This window comes from Bacilliculturomica massiliensis (assembly GCF_900605495.1).
In the GTDB taxonomy this organism is placed as follows: domain Bacteria; phylum Bacillota; class Clostridia; order Peptostreptococcales; family Anaerovoracaceae; genus Bacilliculturomica; species Bacilliculturomica massiliensis.
In genome coordinates this window covers 25569-46817 of the sequence record NZ_LR027600.1, presented here as the reverse complement: position 1 = coordinate 46817, position 21249 = coordinate 25569, and the positions used below count along the sequence as shown (strand labels likewise).

The following is a 21249-nucleotide window of genomic DNA, read 5'->3' as shown; positions in this document are numbered from 1 at the left end:
GGAAAGGAGATCAACCATGGAACTGCAACAGTCAAAAATCATGTCCGACATTCAGGCGGTGGAAGCCAAACTCTCGGAGACTATCTCCAACGTTGTCACCCAGTCGATCGTGGCCCAGAGCGAGGACGCCGCCCCGGCGGCGCTCTCTGTCAACCTGAAAAAAGATCTGGGCGCCATAACCGACCGGCTGGACAAGCTGCAGGATAAGGCCGCCAAAGAAAAAAAGTGTTCTGAGGAATCGGCCTCCAAAAGCGAGGAAGCGATCCAGAAAACCCAGGACAAGATCGCGGATTACCAAAAGAATAAAAAAGAGCTGGAAGATAAGAGGAACCAGTTGACCGCAGATCAGGCGGCGGCCCAGACGGAGTACAGCCATCTTCAGCAGGATACGGCCAGGCTGCAAAATGAGATCAACAGTCTTTCCGAACAGATCAAGGCTGCCCAGGAGCGGGAGCGGGTCCGAAAGATCCTGTTATGCATCCCCATCATCAACATCGGAGCCGCCATCGAGTCCGCCTGCAGCGACGACAGAGAAAAGATCCGCCAGAAAGGCTGGGAACTGCAGGAAAAAGCCAAGCAGCTATCTCAGATGGAAGCCCGGATCAACCAGCTGGCAGCCGATATTCAGGATCTGTCTTCCCAGACGGAACAGCTGGGAAACAAGATATCGGACCTTCAGTCGCAGTTAGTCCGGATGGTACAGGAGTCGCTGGCTTCCAAGAAGGATATGGTCATGTGGTCCCGCGTTCTGGAATACTTCGGCATGCTCAGCGACCGGCTGACGCGGCTGATCCACAATTCAGTCTGCGAGGACGACCTGATGGAATGGCTGAATGCGCAGCAGGACGCCGGCCGGTCTGCAGCTGCAGGAGGAAGCTGCGTGGGAAGCTCCGAATCTGAGCTGGGCCGGTTGAGAGCGCTTTACGATCAGGCCAGAACTCCCATGAACCGCACTTCTTTCTACAGCGGCGGAGCCCTCCATTCGGATCAGTTCGACGACCTGACCGACGACACGGACAGCTGCTATGCCTTTCCCGACGGGATACAGATCCGCTGCGGCGATATTATCGATGGTATCCGGTTCCGATACGATACCGCCGACACGCCTATTCACGGCGGCGAGGGCGGAAGCCCGCAGGAATATCAGCTGGACAGCGATGAATTTATCGTAAAGGCCGAGGGGCGCTACGGCCCCTACTGGAACAACAATTTTGTCTACTCCCTGCGCTTTACAACAAGTAAGGGACGCAGGCTGGAAGCCGGTTCCAAGAACGGCGGCAGCAGCTCCTTCGTCGCCGAGGCGCCGGAGGGCCACGCCATCTGCGGCATCTACGGCGAGACCGCTCACCCGGTGGAGGGCGGCAGGCCTCTGGAAAACTGCCGCATGCTCTCCGGCATCGGTTTCTACACCCGTCCCATACCGCCTGACGGCCGCCGCTGAGCCTCCTGGTCTGAAGTACCGCGCCTAGCGGCGCCTAAGGGATGCGGCGGAATAAAACCGCATCCCCCATTTTTTAAGCTGTTGTCAACCACAGCGGAAAGGAAACTCCTATGAAAATCGTGCATATCAACCTCTGCGCCAGGCTGAATCCCGCCGAAGGCGCCTACTGCAAACAGCGTGCTGGGCTGGAAAAACTGTTCTGGTCCGACCATCTCTATCCAGAAAAGCCCGACACAGCTTCCGACCCGCCCCAGGTTCGGGACGCAAAGCTGCAGGCCTATCGTAATGTGAAAGCCGCCCTGCAGCTGGAATGGATCCACATGCTGGAATCCTGGACCGTCCTGCTGATCAGGAGGGCGCTGGAAAAGGCCATTAAGATAGACCGCGAGAAAAACGCTGTAACCGACCTGTATCTCGTCACCCTTCCTGAATCCTACTGGTGCGACACGGAACCGCCCGGACGGCTCCACATCGATCCGGCGGGGCGGGCTATCTCAGACTATCACAATCCGCTGTACGAGACCTCTGTGGCCGACCTTCTGTTTTACAGAACCGGCGAAGGAACTCTCTCCGGATTATCAGCCGCCAACATCGCCATTTTCGCGGGAACCATATGGTGGAAATCCACCAACGCCGCAGGTCAGGACACCATCTATAACACCGCTCCTGTCTTCCACAACAGCGCCTGTCAGTTCCTGTGGGATAAGCAGCTGCTCAGCAAGGTCGACGGCCTTGGAAGCGACGCGCAAAACAGGAAGCTGCACAAATGGTTTGATGCCAGAAACACAGCTTTTTCCCAGGCCGGCCTGCCTGCCGCCGCCAATATAGAACAGATCAACGACAACGCGATGAAATTTATCCAACTCCAACGCAGGGGATTTATCAGCCCTCTCACCGCCAGGTTGAACCACCACGCGCTGCCGCAGTTTAACCTGACGACCGCCTCGTTTTCACTCTCCATTGGACTGGATATCTGCAAAGACTTTATCGGCGCCGTCTCCCATCAGCTCCTGCCGGCGCCTCCGCACATTCAGGTGGTTCTGTCCAACGGAGTAGCCTTCCGCAATCCTGTCAGCTTTTACGCCACGGCCTTTCTTTTTGTCTGCGACATGGCAGAAGCATGTCTCACTACCGCAGCAGTGGATCCGTCCTCCGACAAATCCATCGCCGTACAGCTCAACACGACCAACAGCGCCAGGCCGCTGGCCGATACTATCTTTCTCATCTCGCCCCAGCTGGATCTCGTCTGACGTCGGTCTGACGTCCAGCGTGCAGAAGAAAAAAGTTTCCTGCGGAAACGTGCAGAAAAATCAACGGACCACATTTCCTGTGTTATCAAAAAACCCGGGTCCGGCGTCAAATGCCGCCGGACCCAGGTTTTTTATCGTCCTTCTTTCGTTCCCATTTGATAAATTCCTCCGCGTAGGCCAATTCCTCCACGGTAAAGTGCAGCAAGCACTTCAGAAACGCGAGGGATTGCTCCGCACTCAGCTCCTCGTCGCGGACGCCGTAGACGCGGCTGCGGTTTTCCAGCATGGGGGCAAACAGCTGAAACAGCAGCTCCAGCGCATCCTCGCCGCCTTCCTTTCCCTTCAAAATCAACTCTCTGCACAGAACCTTCCGCTCCCTTCCGTCATTTGACGGGGGAGCCGCGCCCTGCGGCAGCCCCTTATTCTTATGTTTCAGGATCCCGTCCCTAGAGCCCGGACAGCAGAGGAACAGGATCGATCCAATCCGAACCCGCAGCCTTAAACGCGCCTCTGGCCACGCCGAAGTGGAGATGAGCGCCTGTGCTGCATCCGGAATTTCCAATTTTTCCAATGACGTCGCCAGCCTTTACCTTCTGCCCGCATTTGACCGGAATTCCCTCCTGCTGATGGGCGTATATGGTACACCAGCCGCCGTGGTCGATCACCACATACCAGCCGTACCCGGTGCGCGGATCATTGCGGTTGGCCTTCGCCACGGACACCGTTCCGTCCGCCGCCGCGTAGATCGGTTCTCCCGGTCCCTTCAAAGGTTTTATGTCAATTCCCTGATGTGTTTTTTTCACTTTAGTGACAGGATGAACTCTCATCCCAAAAGCAGAGGAAATCTGCCTCGAATCTGCCGGCCAATGCGCCAGTTTTATTTCACTGCTCATGTTACTCTCCTCTCTCCGGCCCGCTCCGCTGTCCGACGGACACATATTCTGTTCCGCCGGCTGCCGGACCGCCGCTTTATCCTTTCATTTCCCGGCGCAGCGCCTCCAGGCCGCGCCGTTTCAGCCCATTTACGGCCTGCCTTGAAATTCCCCGTTCCAAAGCCACCTCCTCTTCCTTCCTGGCCTTCAGGAAAAGTTCGACCAGGACCTCCGCCTGTTTTTCCGGCAGATGACTCAGAGCCTGCCGCAGCGTCAAACGCCCCAAAGCCTCCTCCGTCTCATCTCTTTCCACACCTGCGGCAGCAGTTCTGCCGATCTCCGGATCTTCCAGGTAGCACAGACGCTCCCTGTTCAGGCGTTCCCGCATACAGTAGGCTTTTTTTGTTTCTACCGCCGTCTTTTTTACATACGCCGAAAACAGTACCCGGTAGACAAAATCCAGAAACTCTTCCAGCTCCGGCTCCTCTGTCTGTTTCAGATACAGCTCCAGTAATTTCCGTTCCCGGTCCATTTCTTTTTCCCTTCATATAGCTTGCTGCACCAGTTAATAAGAGAGAAAATAATCCAAAAAAGCAACATAATTCGATAAAATAATTTCAGAATTGTAATAAACGACACATTTTATGTCGCGAAGTAAAAGTACGATCCAAATAAAAAACCGGGCCGGGGCGGATCCCGTCCATGCGATCCGCCCCGGCCCGGCCATTCCTGTCCGTCCCGATCTTACAGCCCTTTTACCTCTTTGTTCAAAATCTTCCGGGCAAAGTCCATCAGCTCCTCGCTGACAGAAGTGTCCAGAACCACGTCCGCCGCCTCCGGACATTCCTCCATAATGTGCTTCTTCACCACATACTCGAAGGTCTCCTCCGAGGCAGGACAGCCGCCGCAGGCCCCCGTCAGCTTGATATAGACCACGCCGTCCTCCACCCCTGTGAGCACCGCCTGCCCCATGTGGGCCGACAGCTGCGGGTTGATCTTCTCATCCAGCGCCTTCTGAATTTTTTCTTCCATGTCTCCGATTCCTTTCTCTCATATGCGTCTATCAATATTTCCCATTTACAGCCCGCCCATTGGCCTGGGGGACTCATTCCATATATGATTAAACGATATTTCTGCCTGCCCTGCTCTTGCCGTCCTCTTAATTATACAAATAATTTTCGATCCGCGCAATGATCCAGCTCAATTCCCAGAAATCAATTTCAAACCGGTCCCCACAGAATGATCCGCATCCTCCACGCCTGTCAGATCGTCATAAGACAGCGCAGAGCCTGAAGGACCAGACTGCACCGCGTATAAATTTTCGCACCGTGTTGCACAATTCCCTTTTTTTATCTTGTATAGAGTATAGGCAGCTTTCCGCGGCAGAGGATAGGCCGCTGTTCCTTTGGCAGTCCCTCTGGAAGTTGACAGCCATCGGGGCGGCCGACGGGCCCCCTGGCCCTCATGGTCGTGGTTCTCATGGTTCTCAGGATCATGTCCCTCTTAGCCCCCATGCCCCTATCGACTTGCACAGTCCCGTCGAATTTTGACCCGCCGGCGAAGGGGGGCCGACCGTTCAACAGAGAATACGGCCCATTGGGCCCTTATTTCGCCGCCCGAAAGCCAAAATAGGAGATCTAAACAGAAGATGGAAGAGAATCCAGCCAAAACGCCTAGACAAAGCGTGGATTCTTGTTCCCCACAGAAAAGGAGAGAATTATCATGAAGTTTATGCACATCGCGCTTAACAACACTCTGGCCAGGCCGGAACTCGCCAATCTACAGACGCAATTCTGGTCAAACCACACCTTTCCGACGAAGCCCATACAGGACGACGTTGAGACTGACGCTGCCTTCGACGCACGCCTGCAGGCTTACAAGGCAAGTAAATACCAGCTTCAGGACGATTGGATCAACACCCTTGAAGTGTGGACGGCGGGGCAGATCGCCAAAGCCATGCAGGCGGTAAAATACGATCCCACCGACACAAACTGCCTGTACGTTTTCACACTGCCGGAAGGCTACTGGCACGACATCGAGCCTGCAGGGAAGACTCACATCAGTGCCGGCGGTAGCCCGGTATATAAATACAGCAATCCGCTGTACGAGGCCACCGCCTCAAACATCCTCACAGGACGGCATGGCTATCCCGGCGTTCTGGCCTCCATCACCCGCAAAAATCTTATGATCTTTGCCGGCACCATCTGGTGGAAGGACACCACCGGCCCCGTCGAAATACTGTACAATACCGCACCTGTATTCCACGACGAAAAGTGTGTTTTTGCCTGGGAAAAACAGCTTTTGACGGAGGAGGACGGTTTGGGGCGGGACTCCCAAAATCCAGCGGACAAGCTCCACAAGTGGGTCGACGGGCGGAAAGTGGACTTCGCGACCGCCAGTATTCCCGGCGCGGCGGGAGCCGTGACCATGGACGAGATCAACGGCTGCGCCGAAGCCTATATGGGGACAACTCACAGAGGTTACCTCAGCCCCCTGGCCGCACATTACAACGCGGCGCAGCTCCCGTCATTCACGATCACCGCGCCCGCCAACGTATCTTTTGGCATTGATATCTGCGCAGACTTCATTTCCGCCGTGTCCTCAAAGCTCCTCAGCTCTCCGCCCGACATTCAGATCGTGCCCGCCTCCGGCGTGTCTTTCAGGTATCCCGAAAGTTACTACGCACGGAAATATCACTGCTTCTGCGACCTGCAGGGAGCCGCCGGGACCCTGGCCTCCCTTTCCGCCGCGGAAAGGACGGCAGCCTGTGCGGGAATGAAGCCCTTTCAGGACTTATCCCACCCGTCGGCCGGAACATTGTTTAATGTGACGGATCAGCTTCCCCTGTAGACGCTGTGCCCCTTTAAAAAACGGCCCGCGCCCGGCATTTCAATACGCCGGACGCGGGCCATTGCGCTCCGGGATCGCTTCAGCGAGAAGCCGGCTGGATTGGGATCGCTTCAACGAGGGGCCGGCTGGACTGGGATCGCTTCAGCGAGGGGCCGGCTGGACTGGGATCGCTTCAGCGAGGGGCCGGCTGGACTGGGATCGCTTCAGCGAGAAGCCGGTTGGATGGGAACCCTTCGGCGGCTGGCCATCTGGCTCTGGAATAGGTGAAAACAGAAAAAAAAATCACTTTTCACATAAAAACAGGTGAATAGCAGTGATAATTACTCAATATCTGCTGCCAAATAGGCGAAATCTTAAAAATAAAATGATTACCACCTATTTAGAAGCTCTATTTCGGCGAAACCAGGAAAAAAATCTAGATTTCACCTATTTACTCCCAGTGTCCGCCCCAACATTCCCAACCGGACAGCCCCCAACGGGGCATCCCCGACCGGGCAGCCTCCGACCGGGCAGCGACAGCCTGCCGGATGTCAACATTCCATCGGGAACCAGCGTCCCGCCATGGACCAGCAGCCTGCCGGAGACCAACAGCCAAACTCAGCGCAGGCGCGGAACAGCAGAACAGCAAACGCGTAACCGTAAAACAGCAAACGCTCCGCAGAACAGTCCGTCAGAAAAATAGCGCATAACGCGTCTCTCTGGCTGTTTTAGCCGTGAAGATCGCTTTATGCGCTTTGTCCGCCGCAGATCTATTTTGCGGCGCTCCCATTCTATTTCCGTACTAATTCAGTCTATTCCAGTTTTAAAATTTGAATGTTATCCTCTGTGGAACAGATCCCGTATCAGATTCACTTCCTCGATCCTGGCCAGAAACAGCAGCGCCAGATAGACCACGCCTGCCACTGCAACCGCCAGTCCCAGCAGGATGAGTCTCGGCATCCAGAGGTTGTCGCCTATGAGCCGGTAAGCGCCGTAGGACACAGACACAGACACCGCTGAGATGGCCCCGATTAGCCACATCTTCTTCGTGGAACGGATCAGCGTGATCTGCGGATACTTGCGCTTCATCATGTAATACAGGGAAAGCGCGTTCACCGCCGCGGCCACGCTGGTAGCCAGGGCCAGTCCTGCGTGGGCCATGTAGCGGACCAGGATCAGATTCAGTACCACGTTCACTACCATGCCCGCCAGACCGCAGTACACGGGCGTTCGGGTGTCGCCAAAGGAATAGTAGATCTTAGTCAGCAGCGTGGCCAGGCAGATGAAGACCAGTCCAATGGAATAGTAAAAGAACGCCGGTCCCGTCAGCGCCGTGGCCGCCGGATCGAAGGCTCCTCTCTCATACACGACCTGGATCACCTGCTCGCTGTAGACCAGCGCGCCAATGGTGCAGGGCAGCGCCACAAGCAACGTCAGATTGATCCCTCGCTCCGCGATATTTCCCAGCCGTTCATAATCCTTCAGCGCGTTGGCCTGGGTCATCTTTGGATAGATGATCGTCACCATGATCGTCACGGTCATGGTGTTGATCATGCCTACGATCAGATTCCCGTAATTCAGCGCCGCGATGCTTCCCTCCTGCAGCCCCGAGGCCAGAGTCCGGTCCACGAAGGCGTTGATCTGGTTGATGCTCCCCCCGATAAAAACGGGAAGCGCCAACAGCATGATCTCCTTCGTCGCCGCGCCCAGCTTCCAGTCGAAGGAATAACGGAACCCTCTTCGCCTGGCCAGAAAACTGATACCCAGCGCCCGCAGCCCCACGCCCAGCAGAATACCGAAAGCCAGATAATAGTACGAAGTGTACGCGCTGACGATGGCGATCACAATGATACAGCCGCTCTGCACATAGCCGATGATGATCTGCGGCAGGAACACCCCTCTGTATTGCAGAAAGGCTTCCATCAGCGTGGCTACTGAGTTGAAAATGATAAAGCTGAACGTGATCTTCAGATAAAAACTGGTCAGGGCCACCGTCTCAGGGTCCTTGAACTGGGAAAAGATCCATACCAGCTGATCGGAAAAGAGCAGCCCTATGAGGGCGGAAATGGCGGATACCAGCATGAGTACGTTCAGCGTCCGGCTGGTAAAAAGGTTGGCCTCCTGCTCTCCTTCCAGCTCCACCTTCTTTGAAAATACAGGCATAAAAGAGATCGCCACCGCGCTGAATAAACTCCCAAAGATCATGTTCGGTATGGAGTTCGCCATCGTGTAGGCGTCTACGATAAAGCTGGTCCCAAAATAATTGGCCAGCACCATCTCACGGACGAAGCCCACGCATTTGGAACCCAATGTTAAAACAGCCATTAAAACGGCCGTCTGAGCGGCCGTGATCTGAATTCGACGCATTTAATGTTTCCTTTTCCTTTTAGTCGTCTTATTCTATCACCTAACCGCTCATTCAGTCAACCGATTGCCGCCGCCCTAAAGGCGATCCGCTTCTTTCCGCCTGCTTCCTTTCCTTCCGTTACAGCCCGGGCACCACAGCCGCAACGCTGAGAAGGATCAGGACCACGAAGAATAACACCACAAGGAACTTCCAGACCCACTTGATAAACACTCCGTAGGAGATCCTTCCGATGGCCAGCGCGCCCATGAGCACGCCGCTGGTAGGCGTGATCAGATTCACGATCCCGCTGGCGCAGGAGTACGCAGTGATCACCAGATCCCGGCCCACTCCCGCAAAATCCGCGATGGGCGCCATGATGGGCATGGACAGCGCCGCCAATCCGGAAGACGAGGGAACCAGAAAGGACAGCAGCAGGAAAAAGACGTAAGACAGATCCACAAACGCAATGGAGCCCATGGACTTCAGAGATTCCTCACCCCAGTGCAGTATGGTCGCCGTCATACCGCCGTCGTTCATGACCACAGAAATACCTCGGGTAATGCCGATGATCAGCGCTACGCCCAGCAGATCTTTTGCGCCTCCCACGAACAGCTCCACAAAACGCAGCTCCGGCCAGCGCCAGATCAGACCGCAGACCAGAGAGGCCAGCAGGAACAGGATCGTGATATCCTCGAACCACCAGTCGCCCAGTGGCGTAATATTTCCCAGCACCGTTCCCAGACCCGGTACGGCCCGCAGCCAGGCGTTAAAATCCTCAAACACGGTGATCCCAAATTTGCCGGCCCAGGGGATCACTCCCAGCACCATGATCAGAAAGCTGACGGCAAACACCGCAAGGACAGACTTCTGCTTCCCGTTCAGCACCTGGATCTCCGCCCGGTCCCCGGACAGAAAATGCTTCTCGTTGCTCTCACGCATATCGGCCACGGCGGAACGCGAGGGATCCGCCTTCACCTTTTTCGCATATCCCATCACAAACCAGATGGCCAAAAGCAGCGTGATGATCAGAATAATGATGCGCAGCACGATCCCCTCTCCGATGGAGATCCCCGCGAACCCCGATGCGATTCCCGTGGCAAAGGGATTTACCGTGGAGCCCAGACACCCGATGCCCGCTCCCAGAAAGATGACCGCCATACCGGTCAGCGAGTCGAAGCCCGCCGCGATAAAGATGGGGATGACCAGCACGTAAAACGCGATGGTCTCCTCCGACATGCCAAAGATCGTGCCGCCCAGAGCGAAGATCACCATGAGAATGGGGATCATGATCGTCTCCCGTCCAGACAGCTTCTTTACGATGGATCCGATCCCCGCGTCGATAGCGCCCGTATCTGTCACCACTCCCAGGAAACCGCCGATCACTAAAATAAATACGATAATATCGACAGCGTTAAAGAACCCTTCCACCGGAGCACGCAGCACCTCCCAGAACCCCTGGGGATTCTGATCCGCCGGCTGATACGTGCCAGGCACCGGCTCCAGCGGCGTGGCGTTGGGATCCACATAATCATACGTTCCCGCGGGAACGATCCAGGTCAGCACTGCAATGACGATAATAATCAAGAATAAAATCGTAAATGCACTGGGCATTTTAAACTTCTTCATATGCACTCCTCACAATTCCTCATATTCGTCGCCCCGCCTGATCGACAGACACAGCAGACATTTCATTCGGAGATTAGGATTTGTGTTTTGCGGCGATTTTATGTATCGTGAAGTTTTTCCGCTCAGGCAGCCTCAGCACCTTTATAGAGATTTAAGAAGCTTTTGGAATAATATCCGCCCTTCTAGCTCACGTTTAAAGGGTGACATTTTTCATAATAAAAAAACGGCGCCGGTCCGCTCAGCTTTTAAACTGACGCGTCGGCGCCGTTTTTTACATCATTATGGCGCTGTATGCAGGACACTGCTTCGGCGCCCGGCCCGATGGAAAGCCATTACCATCCCAGGTAATCGTAGGATGCGATGATCGTAGGCCGCACCGTAAACGTGCCGCCCTCCGGCACCTGGCTGCCCAGAGTCCCCACCACATGCAGCGTGGTCGTTCCGTTTCCGGGAATATACGCCAGCTGCGTGCGGTTCATCCATATGTTCTGATCAGGATCGTGGATCAGCCATCTGGCCTGACCCAGCCCCGGCATGACAGCGCCGGAGGTTGGGACCCGCTCCTCAGAAAAGCCTACGGCGATCTCGTTGGGCATCACCGAGATCGAGCCTGAGGTCACGAATCCCCCACCGGAGACCAGGAACCCGCCGGCCGTCACCGTCAGACTTCCGCCGGTAGTGCTGGGGACATACACCGCCCCTCCCATTTGGCTCATATCGACCTGCGTGTTCTGGGCGTAGATATAGACGCCCTGGGAAGAACCGTTGCTCACAGGAACCGCGGGAGACAGAACCTTGTTCTCCCCCTCATTGCTTTTTCCGATCTCAAAGACAATATCCGCCGGCAGCGTGACGCTCAGGATCGTCGGCTCAACAGAACCGGACATGCTTACCTGAATCCCTCCGCCGCTGATGGGCACTACCGCGCTGCCCGTGGTAAACGTACCCGCAGATGCAGCCGTACAGCTGGCCCCGACGATCAGCAGCACGCAAAGCGCAAATGCCATTGCTTTTTTCGTTTTTTTCATTTTTTCACTCCTTTTTCATACAAAATTGAATACTCCATGTCATAGTCTCTTGCCATTCCCCCGGCACGCTAATTTTCCACGTGGATCTCGATCTTAGCGCCGGCCTGTCCGATATACGTCTCCGTATCCAACGCATATCCCTTTAAATACACCGTCGCCGGATAATCTCCCCGGCTCAGGCTCTGATCCAGACGGGCGCATGCAATGTACGCCCCCGGCGGAATGGCGTCGGACCGGTAGACCAGCTCCCCGGTGTCGTCCAGATAGATCTCCGCGATCAGCAGCTTCTCGTTTTGCTCCGGATTCTCGATCAAAACGTTCCCCTCCGCTCCGCCGTCCGCAAAGACCGGATTAGTGTTGACCGAAAATGCGATCAGACTGTCGTCCAGCTTCTCCTGCAGCTCTGCCATCCGCTTCTGCCGGTCCACGCCCGGCATAACGCCGCTCACCGCATTGGCGTCCATGGCAAGGCCGTCCCCTTGGCCGCGGTCTTCAGATACCGCAGATCCAACAGCTATACACACTGCCATACAAACGCATAACAGGATACAGACAACGCCCGCAGAAACACTTGCTCCCTTCGCCCGGTTCATCCGCTTCACCTCCTTTTCTCATACTTTCACAATCGTTACAACGGGCCTTTCTGCGGCTTCACTGCCGCTATATAAAAACCGCTCCCCGGGCTCTGTGTCAGCCATCCCGAAAAGCGGTTTCTATCCCATAGATCCAGTGCCCTCTTCCTGAGATCGTTCCCTTCCCCCGTACCGGTTCCCACAGGTGAAATGACGCTGGCCGTACACGAAAACAGGGGATGCCGCACATCGCGCTGCGGCGTCCCCTGACCCTTTTTCATCTTTTTTACCTGATATCACTATACCACCAAAAAACGCCTGCGTCTTCTCACGGTTTTATCATTTTAGAAAAGCACATCTTCTCATTCTCATTTTACAGCAGCAAGACCCCGGATCTGTAATTTGATCCGTTCAGACGGCCCACAGATCCCCTTAACTTTTGTGGCTGCCGTCATCCCGATCATACGAGCCGCACTTTTGTGAAATAATAGAAACAAACGTGGTTTTCTATTGTCCCATTCTGGAAATTAAGGTATAATAATCTCTATGAGCTTATGATACCTGCACGGCGGACGCCGTGTTCGGATCATACCACGCATTAACATCAAACGAAGGATAAAAGATTCCACAAGGAGGACATTTTCATATGGCGAAAGCACCAAAGAAATCAACGGCAAAAGCACCGGCGGAGACGTCGGCAGAGAAAAAGCGAACCTCAGCTGAGACAAAAGGCGGATCCAAAAACGGCGCCGCCGTAAAAGCCGCTCTGAAGCGTCAGCAGGACCCTGACTATCTGTGGTCCATGAGCCACGCGCCCAGAGTCGGCGAGGACACTCACTGGTTCCAGCTCCTGCCCGCTGCGTTTTTCACCGCGCTGGTCATCCTCATCGTGCGCATGCATGTGTATCACCGGCCCATGGAGCAGTTCTTCTGGACCACTGATACCAATACCAGTGACATCACCGACTTCTTCAGCTACTTCAAGATGGTGGCCATCGTCATCTGCGCCGCAGTAGCGCTGATCATGATCCTGTACCGACTCTGCACCCAGTCCTTCACCATAAAGCGCTGTTTCGCCTACATTCCCATGGCCATCTACAGCGTGCTGGTCCTGCTGTCCTACGCTTTTTCTGAGCAGAAGGAATTTGCCCTCTGGGGCTGGAACGACCGTTTCGAGGGCACAGTGGCCCTGCTGTCCTACATGGTCATGCTGTATTTCATCATCAACGTGGTCAACAGTGAAAAGAACGTAAAATTCATCCTGTACCCGCTGATCTTTTCCAGCACCCTGCTGAGCCTGCTGGGCATCACCCAGGCTCTGGACAAAGACTTTTTCCGCACCGTGCTGGGCCAGAAGCTCATCTGCCCCAACACGCTGACGCAATCCGGTTCCACCATCTGGCAGATGATCGACCAGGCCGCCGCCCAGGGCGAGCGGTTCCTAAACTTCACTTTCCAGAACCGTGAGATCTACCAGACAGTTTACAACATCAACTACGTGTCCTTCTACCTGACCTTGCTCATTCCCCTGTTCGGAATGCTCTTTATCCGTTCCGTCAACAGAGGAAAAGACGAACCCCTCTGGAAGAAGATCGGCTGGGGCGTACTCTTCGCGCTGCTCATCTTCAACCTCATCGGCTCTGCTTCCTCGGGAGGCTTCCTGGGCCTGGGCGTCGTAGGTCTGATGGGAATCATCATCCTGAATAAGCGGCTCATCCAGTGGTGGAAGCCGGTGCTGGTCATGCTGGTGGTCATGGCGCTGGTGGCAGGTATTACCCATGAGCGTTGGATGCCGGAAATCACCGGTGCGGTGAATGGAGTGCTGGGCCGCAACGCCCAAAGTGAATCTACCGGAATGCCGGGTCAGCCGTCCGGCAGACCGGCTGAGACAGAAGAGCCCATAAAGGAATACGCAGATCCCGGCAGCGTGCGGCCGAAGATCGACTACTTCAAAACAAACGAACGCAGTGTCGATATGAGCATTAACGGCAATCCCCTGACCCTGGAGATAACAGCTAATAACGACGACTCCATCGAAGGTATGGTCCTGAAGGACTCCGACGGTCAGTTGATCGGCATGCTGCCTTCCAAAGCAGACCAGAGCGTATTCACCGTGGAAGACGAGCGCTTCCGGGATTATATGACCATCGGATACGCCTACGATGACGGTCAGTACTATATACTGGTCAATACGGCTGGAATGCAGTGGCCCTTTGTCATCGGGGAAGACCAGATCTACTACAGGAATCAGCTAGGGAAACAGATCAGCCTGTACGACGTACCTCATGTTGGCTGGGAAAACAACGATGGCTTCGGTTCCGGCCGTGGGTATATCTGGTCGCGGACGCTGCCCATGCTGAAGGATACTGTGCTTCTCGGACACGGGGCGGATACGTACTGTGCTTTCTTCCCGCATGAGGACTATGCAGGGAAGTACAATAGTACAAGCTTCAGCAACAATATTAATATAATCGTGGATAAGCCTCATAATATGTATCTTGGAATGTCTGTAGGTACTGGGGTGCTTTCTGTACTAGCTTTGCTTGCACTCTGTATTGTATATGCTATCAATAGCATAAAGCTATATTTTAAGACAAACTATGACGATTATCTGACGTATGTGGGGAGTGGCATTTTCTTCGGTGTAGTAGGCTTTCTCATATCCGCCATTGTTGATGACAGTACGGTATCAGTAATGCCGCTTTTCTATGGTCTGCTTGGAACCGGTATCGCGATTAATATGATCTTGGCAAAACTTAGATCCAATCAAACGATATAACAACAAAAGAACCTGCTCCCTATAAAGGGCAGCAGGTTCTTTTATCTTCCTCATATTAATCTACCTTTTAAATTGTTCTATTTCCTTAACAACATATCGGACATCCTCTTCTGTAATATTAGTAGAGCAAGGAATATTTAATACTCCTTCTTCGAATTCCATTGCACGGGATATCTTATAACCTTGACATTTTTCATATGGCTTCAGAGTATGGATCAATTTCCATACTGGCCGGCATTGAATACCTTTTTCTATTAGACCATGCATTAATTCATTTCGACTACACCCGAATATTTCTTTATCTACTGCAAGTGCATAAAACCAATGATTGACTCGCCCTGCACTGAAAGGTAGCATTTTTAGACCATTTACATCATGCAGAAGTTTGCTGTACAGCTCGAAATTTCTTATTTTAACACGAATGAATTCTTCTAACTGATCAATCTGGCTGACCCCCATGGCGGCTTGTATATTCAGCATTCGATAATTATATCCCACTTCATTGTGTACAAAGTATAATGTATCATCTTTTGCCTGAATACCTAAATAGCGCGTATGATCCAAATATGATTTGTGATTAGATACGACCATACCGCCCCCTCCAGTGGTGATAATTTTATTTGCATTGAAGGAGTAAACACCCATATCGCCAATTGTACCTGCATATTTACCTTTATATTTGCCTGAAGTGTAGTAGCTTCCCAAAGCCTCCGTGGCATCTTCCAGCACTTTCAAATTATATCGAGTGGACAAAGCCATGATACGTTCCATATCGCAGAGATTGCCAAAGACGTGAACTGGAATAATCGCCGCAACTTTTCTTCCAGTCTTTCGATTATATAACATTCCGTCTACGCTATTGCACTCATTATGCAGAAAATCTTCTAGTTTTTCTGTATCAATGCAGAAAAATTCATTACAATCCATAAATACTGGATATGCACCAAGATATGAAATGGGATTGACTGCTGCGACAAATGTTAATGTCGGCACGATTACCTCATCGCCTGGCTGCACACCTAAAACTTTTAATGCTAAATGAAGTCCAGCTGTCCCGCTCTGCGTCGACACAGCTTCCGGAACCTGCACATAGTCGGCTATTTTGCTCTCAAGTTCAGAAATAAATCGACCGCCTGTAGACACCCAGCCACTCTCAATACATTCTTCTAAATTGCTTATTATGTCTGATTTTAAATTTGGTACACTTAACGGTATTTCTTTTCTCATGCCGCCTACTCCTTAATCGACAGTTTATTCGTCCCATTTCGAACCAGCGCAGGGATTCCTACGGCCACAGAATCATCAGGTATACTGTTCAGAACTAAACTACTTGCACCAATAATTGAATTGTACCCGATCCTTACACCGTTTTTATCTCCAGATGTAATGACACTGCAACGCATCCCCAAATATGCACCTTCACAAATATGAATCGGCCGATGATCCTGCCCTTTTCCATGACAAGCAAAAAAGCAACCATACGAAATGGTAACACTATTTTCAACTGTAAACAATTCCGGGCACATATCATCCAGATAACATCTCATTCCGATAAATACGTTTTTACCAATTTTATAGCCACATAATCGATATAACACGATCCGCATACGATTAAAAGGTATGCTGGGAATTAGCACCACGCTAAACCATTTCCTTATTGGTTTAATAATCATTGTCCATAATGAATAATGCATATAATATGGCGCCTTTTTATGTGTTATCTTCTCGTAGACCTTAGCAATAACTTTCATTATAATCCTCTATTAACTTATTGGCCCGATCCATACCTTCTTCAAAAGTAAGAAGATCAATCTTACCGATACGCAAAAGGTATACCCCGTAGTCTTCTGCTGTCTCCATCCCCTCCGTATGTATCCCTTCTCTCTTAAATACTTTCAAAATTGTCATCCACAAAATTTTGATGTCGAAACCCAAAGACCAATTATCTATGTACTCTAAATCATATCGAAATTTATCCTCCCATGAAATAGAGTTCCTTCCATTCACCTGTGCCCAACCCGTTAAGCCTGGGATAACGCTTTGACGCTGCATCTGCTCGTCACTAAAAAAAACCATGTCGCGAATTAGCTGCGGACGTGGTCCGACAAAACTCATCTCACCCTTTATTATGTTGAAGAGCTCTGGCAACTCATCAAGGCTACTGCTGCGCAGAAGTCTTCCAAAATCAGTCATGCGCAGATCATCCGGCAACAAGTTACCGTCCTCATCCAATTCGTCTGTCATGCTGCGGAATTTATACATTGTAAAAATCCTGCCGTCCAAGCCTGGCCTTTTTTGTTTAAAAAGGGCAGGTTTACCCAACTTACATCTTACTACTATAGACAGAACAATGAGCAATGGAGATAGAATAATGACTAAAAAAGATGCGCATATTAAATCAAATCCTCGTTTAATGACTCTCATTTTTGTCTCCAAATAGCTTCAGTTTAAATACCTTAAAAATCCCTATAAAAGACCCCCAACCATATGAAAAGTGTAACGTATAAAAAGCTTTTAATAAACTCCAGATCGTCGTATTTGGATCACATGATCTGATACATTGGCTTATGATAAGCATATTATAAGCGATAAACGATAGTCCACTGACAATCAAAAATTTTAAATCAACGATTGACAATATAGTCGGTACTACCAACGACAGCAAAAATAAAAGAGGAATAAAATGTCTAATACTCAGCGAACGAAAATCGTTCGTATAAAACAAAGTAAGCAAATTCCATTTTCCATTTCCGTAGTTATTTTTTGCAAGTTCGCTATAGGTCTCCCGAGCAAAATACGTCACTCTGGCCTTGGGAACTAGGTAGATCCGCCCTCCATTTATTTTTATTCGCTTATTAAGCTCTATATCCTGATTACGGATCAGGTTTTCGTCATATCCCCCTATGGATAATAAATATTTGCGATTATAACATAAAAACCCTGCAGTATCAACTTCTCTAATCGACTGTTCCGCATCTTCTACTCGATAAGGTGTATTTCCCACACCAAAACGATTTGTCAACACTTTCTGAATGGCTATAGACTTTTTGTTGCGATGATACACCTCAGTAACGATTTTACCCCCAACCGCTTCTGCATGAAGGTTCTCAATTGCTTCAACTAACAAACCAATATACTCTGGGGCCATTTTGCTATGAGCTCCACATGATATTGAATAGGTGCCATACGCGTTTTTGTGACCAATGTTTAATGCGACAGGGGTTATTTTCTCAGGGTTATCCAGCATACGAATGCAAGGATATCTTTCAACATATTCTTGTATGATGTCTCGGGTACCATCATTACTCATCCCGTCTACATATATAAATTCGATTTGATCCATAGGGAATTTTGTCTCCAGCATTCCCACGATATTGCTTCTGATATATGCAGCTTCATTTAAAACCGGTATAATGACCGAGACTTTTATTCCATTTATATCTTGCATTGTATTTCTATTCCTACAACATTATTATATTTTCTCTAGTTTTAATTTCTTTCAAAGCGTTTTTGGTATCGAAAATCACTTTGGAATTTTTCTGAACAAAATCATAATTCACTGTTGTGTGTGCAGTTGTGATCATTACCAAATCGGCTTTTTGTAGAACCTCCGCCGAAAGTTCTTTGATGCTCTCGTACACATTGCCGCCCGATCGACAACTCGCAACGTATGGATCATAATAACAAACATCAGCGCCCCTCTTCCTCAAAATCTCCAAAACCTTGAGCGCCGGACTCTCTCTATAATCATCGATATCCTGCTTATATGCGACTCCCAGCAACAATATATTCGACCCCTTTATCGCTTTCGCAAATTCATTCAAAATTCCTGCTGCGCGATCCACTACATATTCGGGCATAGAATCATTGATGATACCGGAGGTCTCTATTAACTTCGCGTGATAGTTATATTCTTTTGCTTTCCAAACCAAATAGTAAGGGTCCAGCGGAATGCAATGCCCCCCCAGGCCTGGACCCGGATAAAACGCCTGAAATCCATAGGGTTTTGTCTTCGCCGCGTCGATCACTTCCCAAACATTGATGCCCATCCGTTCACAGATGATGGCCATCTCATTGGCAAGTCCAATGTTGATGTGGCGATAGGTGTTCTCAAGCAGCTTCTCCATCTCCGCTACTTTCGGCGAAGATACTTCCATCACATCGCCCTGCAGAACACTGCGGTACATGGCCGCTATCACTTCTGTCGCGTCCTTTCCCACTCCGCCCACTACTTTCGGCGTATTTTTCGTCTTATAAATTAAATTGCCTGGATCCACCCGCTCGGGTGAAAAACCCAAATAAAAGTCATTGCCGCATTTCAACCCAGAACCTTCCTCCAGAATTGGAAGTAAAAGCTCCTCTGTTGTTCCAGGATAAGTCGTACTTTCCAATACAACGATGGTCTCCGGCTTAAGATACTTTGCGATCTCAATAGCTGAATTCCGTACGTACGTGATGTCAGGCTGCTGATGTTCATCCAACGGAGTGGGTACGCAGATGGCTATAAAATCTACATTTGAAATAAAACTAAAATCAGCAGTTGCCGATAACATCCCACCGGAGACCAACGCCTGCAGATTGCTATCCACCACATCTCCAATATAATTGTGTCCCTGGTTGACCATGTCCACCTTACTCGTCTGTACATCAAAGCCAATGGTTTTAAAGCCGGCCGCAGCCTTTTCTACTGCCAATGGAAGGCCTACATAGCCCAGCCCCACTACGCCGACTGCGATCTCTCTATCCTGTATTTTTTTCAAAAGATTATTTTTCATCATGCTGCACCCCGCTTAGCTGCTTTACGCGTCCTCCAATTAATTGATATTGCGCTCCGCATTCGGCACACACCGCTTCGTTCTTGCTGTTAAATTCGAGTTTCTCTCCACATTGGCAGACCCAGCCCTTCACTCTCGCCGGGTTTCCCATCATCAACGCATAATCAGGAACATCCTTTGTAACGACGCTCCCAGCGCCGATCAACGCATAACTCCCGATCGTATATCCGCAGACGATCGTGGCGTTTGCGCCAACGGACGCTCCCCTTTTGATAATCGTGGGCTTATACTCGTCCTTGCGGCTTATATGGCTTCTTGGATTGATCACATTTGTAAAAACACAGGATGGACCTAGAAAAACATCATCCTCACAGATCACTCCCGTATATACGGATACATTATTTTGTATCTTAACGTTATTTCCTAATCTGACATCCGGCGAGATAACGACATTTTGACCAATATTGCAATCGGCCCCGATTACGCAATTTTTCATAATATGAGAAAAATGCCAGATCTTTGTGCCCGAGGCGATGTCACAAGGCTCGTCCACATAACTGGATTCATGTACAAATACATCTTTCGCTTTCATGTTATCTGCCTCAATCTTTCTCCGCGATCAACTTACAAATATATGTCACCTCATCTTCTGTAAGGTAAGGGTGCATCGGCAGACTCAGGATACGCTGTGACACCGTTTCTGCATTAGGAAACCCCCAATATGCAGACGAGTTATTCCGATAAACAGTCTGCTGATGCATGGACTTTTTATAGTATATCATAGATGGCACAGAACACTCACTCAATTTTTTTTGCAGCTGATCCCGCTCAACTTCATCCTTCAATAAAATGGAATACTGTGCGTAGCTGGATACATATCCTTCTGGAATATGAGGAACATCTACTGTGCCGCCCAGCAGCAAATCATACAGCTTTGCAATTTCCTGACGTCTCTTCATCTCGTATTCGCGAAACGCTTTCAGCTTAACAGACAAAATCGCCGCCTGCATGGTGTCCAGTCTTGAATTCAAACCGATCCGCACATTGTCGTATTTGTCCTGACCTTTTCCGTGTACTTTCAAGGACTCCAGCAGATCTTTCACTTTTTCTTCATCCGTGAAGACCGCTCCGCCATCTCCGTAGCATCCCAATGGTTTAGCCGGGAAAAATGAAGTAGTCGCAATATCGCCAAAAGAACAGGCCCGCTTCTCACCTATCATCCCACCAAAGCCCTGTGCGCCATCCTCGATCAGCAGCAAATTATATTCTATCGCCAATTTTTCTATGGCAGGATAATCCGCAGGAAGGCCAAACAGATCTACAGCGATAATTGCTCTGGGGCGGAGCTTTTCTTCCTTTTTCACTCGTTCTATTGCTTCTCTCAGAGATCTCGGACAAATGTTATAAGTCCGCGGATCAACATCCACAAAAACAGGAACAGCGCCTACCAGAGATATCACCTCTGCAGACGCATAAAAAGTAAAGGTGGGGACAAATACCGCGTCCCCCTTTTTTATATCATAAGCCGCCAACGCCAGACGCAACGCATCTGTTCCATTCGCGCAGGTCACACAATACTTTCTTCCTACGTATTCGGCAAGCTTCTCTTCCAGCGCCCGTACTTCAGGGCCCATTATAAAATGAGCGGATTCTATGGCTTCTTGAACCGCCTTGTTGATCGCGGGTTCCAAAGCTTTATATTGTCTTTTTAAATCTATAAACTGCATTAA

19 protein-coding genes are annotated in these 21249 nt (G+C 50.8%); 4 read left to right on the top strand and 15 right to left on the bottom strand.

Going from position 1 to position 21249, the window contains the following annotated elements; all coding sequences use genetic code 11:
- Positions 1–16 precede the first annotated feature (16 nt).
- Entirely contained in the window at positions 17–1441 is a 1425-nt protein-coding gene (locus E0E37_RS03950) for a jacalin-like lectin (protein ID WP_130861688.1), read from the top strand.
- 110 nt (positions 1442–1551) lie between these two features.
- Positions 1552–2691 (top strand): hypothetical protein, encoded by a 1140-nt coding sequence (locus tag E0E37_RS03945; protein ID WP_130861687.1) that lies wholly within the window; start codon positions 1552–1554, stop codon positions 2689–2691.
- Between the two features lie 106 nt (positions 2692–2797).
- Here the strand turns inward: E0E37_RS03945 and E0E37_RS18505 are convergent, their stop codons facing one another.
- The 4 genes from E0E37_RS18505 to E0E37_RS03925 form a co-directional block, all read right to left on the bottom strand.
- The gene (locus E0E37_RS18505) at positions 2798–3037 is read right to left on the bottom strand and encodes a helix-turn-helix domain-containing protein (protein WP_165445197.1); all 240 of its coding nucleotides are present in this window, start codon (positions 3035–3037) and stop codon (positions 2798–2800) included.
- Positions 3038–3137: 100 nt separating this feature from the next.
- Complete coding sequence (locus E0E37_RS03935; protein ID WP_165445196.1) at positions 3138–3584, bottom strand: M23 family metallopeptidase; 447 nt, start codon at positions 3582–3584, stop codon at positions 3138–3140.
- A 76-nt stretch (positions 3585–3660) separates the two neighbouring features.
- Complete coding sequence (locus tag E0E37_RS03930; RefSeq protein WP_130861684.1) at positions 3661–4095, bottom strand: sigma factor-like helix-turn-helix DNA-binding protein; 435 nt, start codon at positions 4093–4095, stop codon at positions 3661–3663.
- Positions 4096–4307: 212 nt separating this feature from the next.
- The gene (locus E0E37_RS03925) at positions 4308–4595 is read right to left on the bottom strand and encodes a NifU family protein (protein WP_130861683.1); all 288 of its coding nucleotides are present in this window, start codon (positions 4593–4595) and stop codon (positions 4308–4310) included.
- Positions 4596–5285: 690 nt separating this feature from the next.
- On the opposite strand from E0E37_RS03925, the gene E0E37_RS03920 reads away from it, so the two are divergent.
- On the top strand, positions 5286–6413 hold the full coding sequence (locus E0E37_RS03920; RefSeq protein ID WP_130861682.1) for a hypothetical protein: 1128 nt from the start codon (positions 5286–5288) through the stop codon (positions 6411–6413).
- A gap of 816 nt (positions 6414–7229) precedes the next feature.
- On the opposite strand, the gene murJ is transcribed toward E0E37_RS03920, so the two are convergent.
- The 4 genes from murJ to E0E37_RS03900 all read right to left on the bottom strand — a co-directional run bounded on the left by murJ (position 7230) and on the right by E0E37_RS03900 (position 11857).
- Positions 7230–8759: a murein biosynthesis integral membrane protein MurJ gene (murJ, locus tag E0E37_RS03915; RefSeq protein WP_130861681.1), complete on the bottom strand. Its 1530-nt coding sequence runs from the start codon at positions 8757–8759 to the stop codon at positions 7230–7232.
- A 118-nt stretch (positions 8760–8877) separates the two neighbouring features.
- Positions 8878–10365: a YfcC family protein gene (locus E0E37_RS03910; protein ID WP_130861680.1), complete on the bottom strand. Its 1488-nt coding sequence runs from the start codon at positions 10363–10365 to the stop codon at positions 8878–8880.
- A 332-nt stretch (positions 10366–10697) separates the two neighbouring features.
- The gene (locus E0E37_RS03905; protein ID WP_130861679.1) at positions 10698–11393 is read right to left on the bottom strand and encodes a hypothetical protein; all 696 of its coding nucleotides are present in this window, start codon (positions 11391–11393) and stop codon (positions 10698–10700) included.
- A 68-nt stretch (positions 11394–11461) separates the two neighbouring features.
- Positions 11462–11857: a hypothetical protein gene (locus E0E37_RS03900; RefSeq protein ID WP_130861678.1), complete on the bottom strand. Its 396-nt coding sequence runs from the start codon at positions 11855–11857 to the stop codon at positions 11462–11464.
- Between the two features lie 754 nt (positions 11858–12611).
- Between E0E37_RS03900 and E0E37_RS03895 the strand changes: the two genes are divergently transcribed.
- On the top strand, positions 12612–14744 hold the full coding sequence (locus E0E37_RS03895) for an O-antigen ligase family protein (RefSeq protein ID WP_130861677.1): 2133 nt from the start codon (positions 12612–12614) through the stop codon (positions 14742–14744).
- 60 nt (positions 14745–14804) lie between these two features.
- On the opposite strand, the gene E0E37_RS03890 is transcribed toward E0E37_RS03895, so the two are convergent.
- From E0E37_RS03890 to E0E37_RS03860, 7 genes are read right to left on the bottom strand one after another with little or no spacing between them, the layout of a single operon-like run.
- On the bottom strand, positions 14805–15971 hold the full coding sequence (locus E0E37_RS03890) for a LegC family aminotransferase (protein ID WP_130861676.1): 1167 nt from the start codon (positions 15969–15971) through the stop codon (positions 14805–14807).
- Between the two features lie 5 nt (positions 15972–15976).
- Positions 15977–16495: an LbetaH domain-containing protein gene (locus E0E37_RS03885; RefSeq protein WP_130861675.1), complete on the bottom strand. Its 519-nt coding sequence runs from the start codon at positions 16493–16495 to the stop codon at positions 15977–15979.
- A complete protein-coding gene (locus E0E37_RS03880) occupies positions 16479–17168 on the bottom strand; it encodes a sugar transferase (protein ID WP_130861674.1) in 690 nt (229 codons plus the stop codon). Before E0E37_RS03880 ends, E0E37_RS03885 begins: the two co-directional genes overlap by 17 nt.
- Complete coding sequence (locus E0E37_RS03875) at positions 17155–18192, bottom strand: glycosyltransferase family 2 protein (protein WP_130861673.1); 1038 nt, start codon at positions 18190–18192, stop codon at positions 17155–17157. The genes E0E37_RS03880 and E0E37_RS03875 overlap by 14 nt, the downstream gene beginning before the upstream one ends.
- A gap of 13 nt (positions 18193–18205) precedes the next feature.
- Positions 18206–19522, bottom strand: coding sequence for a nucleotide sugar dehydrogenase (locus tag E0E37_RS03870; protein WP_330548536.1), 1317 nt, complete (start codon positions 19520–19522; stop codon positions 18206–18208).
- Entirely contained in the window at positions 19509–20111 is a 603-nt protein-coding gene (locus E0E37_RS03865) for an acyltransferase (protein WP_130861672.1), read from the bottom strand. Before E0E37_RS03865 ends, E0E37_RS03870 begins: the two co-directional genes overlap by 14 nt.
- Before the next feature lie 10 nt (positions 20112–20121).
- Entirely contained in the window at positions 20122–21246 is a 1125-nt protein-coding gene (locus E0E37_RS03860; protein ID WP_130861671.1) for a DegT/DnrJ/EryC1/StrS family aminotransferase, read from the bottom strand.
- Positions 21247–21249 lie beyond the last annotated feature (3 nt).

Bases quoted from the DNA above. Each gene is read 5' to 3' on its own strand.
- E0E37_RS03910 (WP_130861680.1), bottom strand. From the start codon at position 10,365: ATGAAGAAGTTTAAAATGCCCAGTGCATTTACGATTTTATTCTTGATT.
- E0E37_RS03870 (WP_330548536.1), bottom strand. From the start codon at position 19,522: ATGATGAAAAATAATCTTTTGAAAAAAATACAGGATAGAGAGATCGCA.
- E0E37_RS03880 (WP_130861674.1), bottom strand. From the start codon at position 17,168: ATGAGAGTCATTAAACGAGGATTTGATTTAATATGCGCATCTTTTTTA.
- E0E37_RS03900 (WP_130861678.1), bottom strand. From the start codon at position 11,857: ATGGACGCCAATGCGGTGAGCGGCGTTATGCCGGGCGTGGACCGGCAG.
- E0E37_RS03945 (WP_130861687.1), top strand. From the start codon at position 1,552: ATGAAAATCGTGCATATCAACCTCTGCGCCAGGCTGAATCCCGCCGAA.
- E0E37_RS03935 (WP_165445196.1), bottom strand. From the start codon at position 3,584: ATGAGCAGTGAAATAAAACTGGCGCATTGGCCGGCAGATTCGAGGCAG.
- E0E37_RS03905 (WP_130861679.1), bottom strand. From the start codon at position 11,393: ATGAAAAAAACGAAAAAAGCAATGGCATTTGCGCTTTGCGTGCTGCTG.
- E0E37_RS03895 (WP_130861677.1), top strand. From the start codon at position 12,612: ATGGCGAAAGCACCAAAGAAATCAACGGCAAAAGCACCGGCGGAGACG.
- E0E37_RS03950 (WP_130861688.1), top strand. From the start codon at position 17: ATGGAACTGCAACAGTCAAAAATCATGTCCGACATTCAGGCGGTGGAA.
- E0E37_RS03865 (WP_130861672.1), bottom strand. From the start codon at position 20,111: ATGAAAGCGAAAGATGTATTTGTACATGAATCCAGTTATGTGGACGAG.
- E0E37_RS03885 (WP_130861675.1), bottom strand. From the start codon at position 16,495: ATGAAAGTTATTGCTAAGGTCTACGAGAAGATAACACATAAAAAGGCG.
- E0E37_RS03920 (WP_130861682.1), top strand. From the start codon at position 5,286: ATGAAGTTTATGCACATCGCGCTTAACAACACTCTGGCCAGGCCGGAA.
- E0E37_RS03925 (WP_130861683.1), bottom strand. From the start codon at position 4,595: ATGGAAGAAAAAATTCAGAAGGCGCTGGATGAGAAGATCAACCCGCAG.
- E0E37_RS03860 (WP_130861671.1), bottom strand. From the start codon at position 21,246: ATGCAGTTTATAGATTTAAAAAGACAATATAAAGCTTTGGAACCCGCG.
- E0E37_RS03930 (WP_130861684.1), bottom strand. From the start codon at position 4,095: ATGGACCGGGAACGGAAATTACTGGAGCTGTATCTGAAACAGACAGAG.
- murJ (WP_130861681.1), bottom strand. From the start codon at position 8,759: ATGCGTCGAATTCAGATCACGGCCGCTCAGACGGCCGTTTTAATGGCT.
- E0E37_RS03890 (WP_130861676.1), bottom strand. From the start codon at position 15,971: ATGAGAAAAGAAATACCGTTAAGTGTACCAAATTTAAAATCAGACATA.
- E0E37_RS03875 (WP_130861673.1), bottom strand. From the start codon at position 18,192: ATGCAAGATATAAATGGAATAAAAGTCTCGGTCATTATACCGGTTTTA.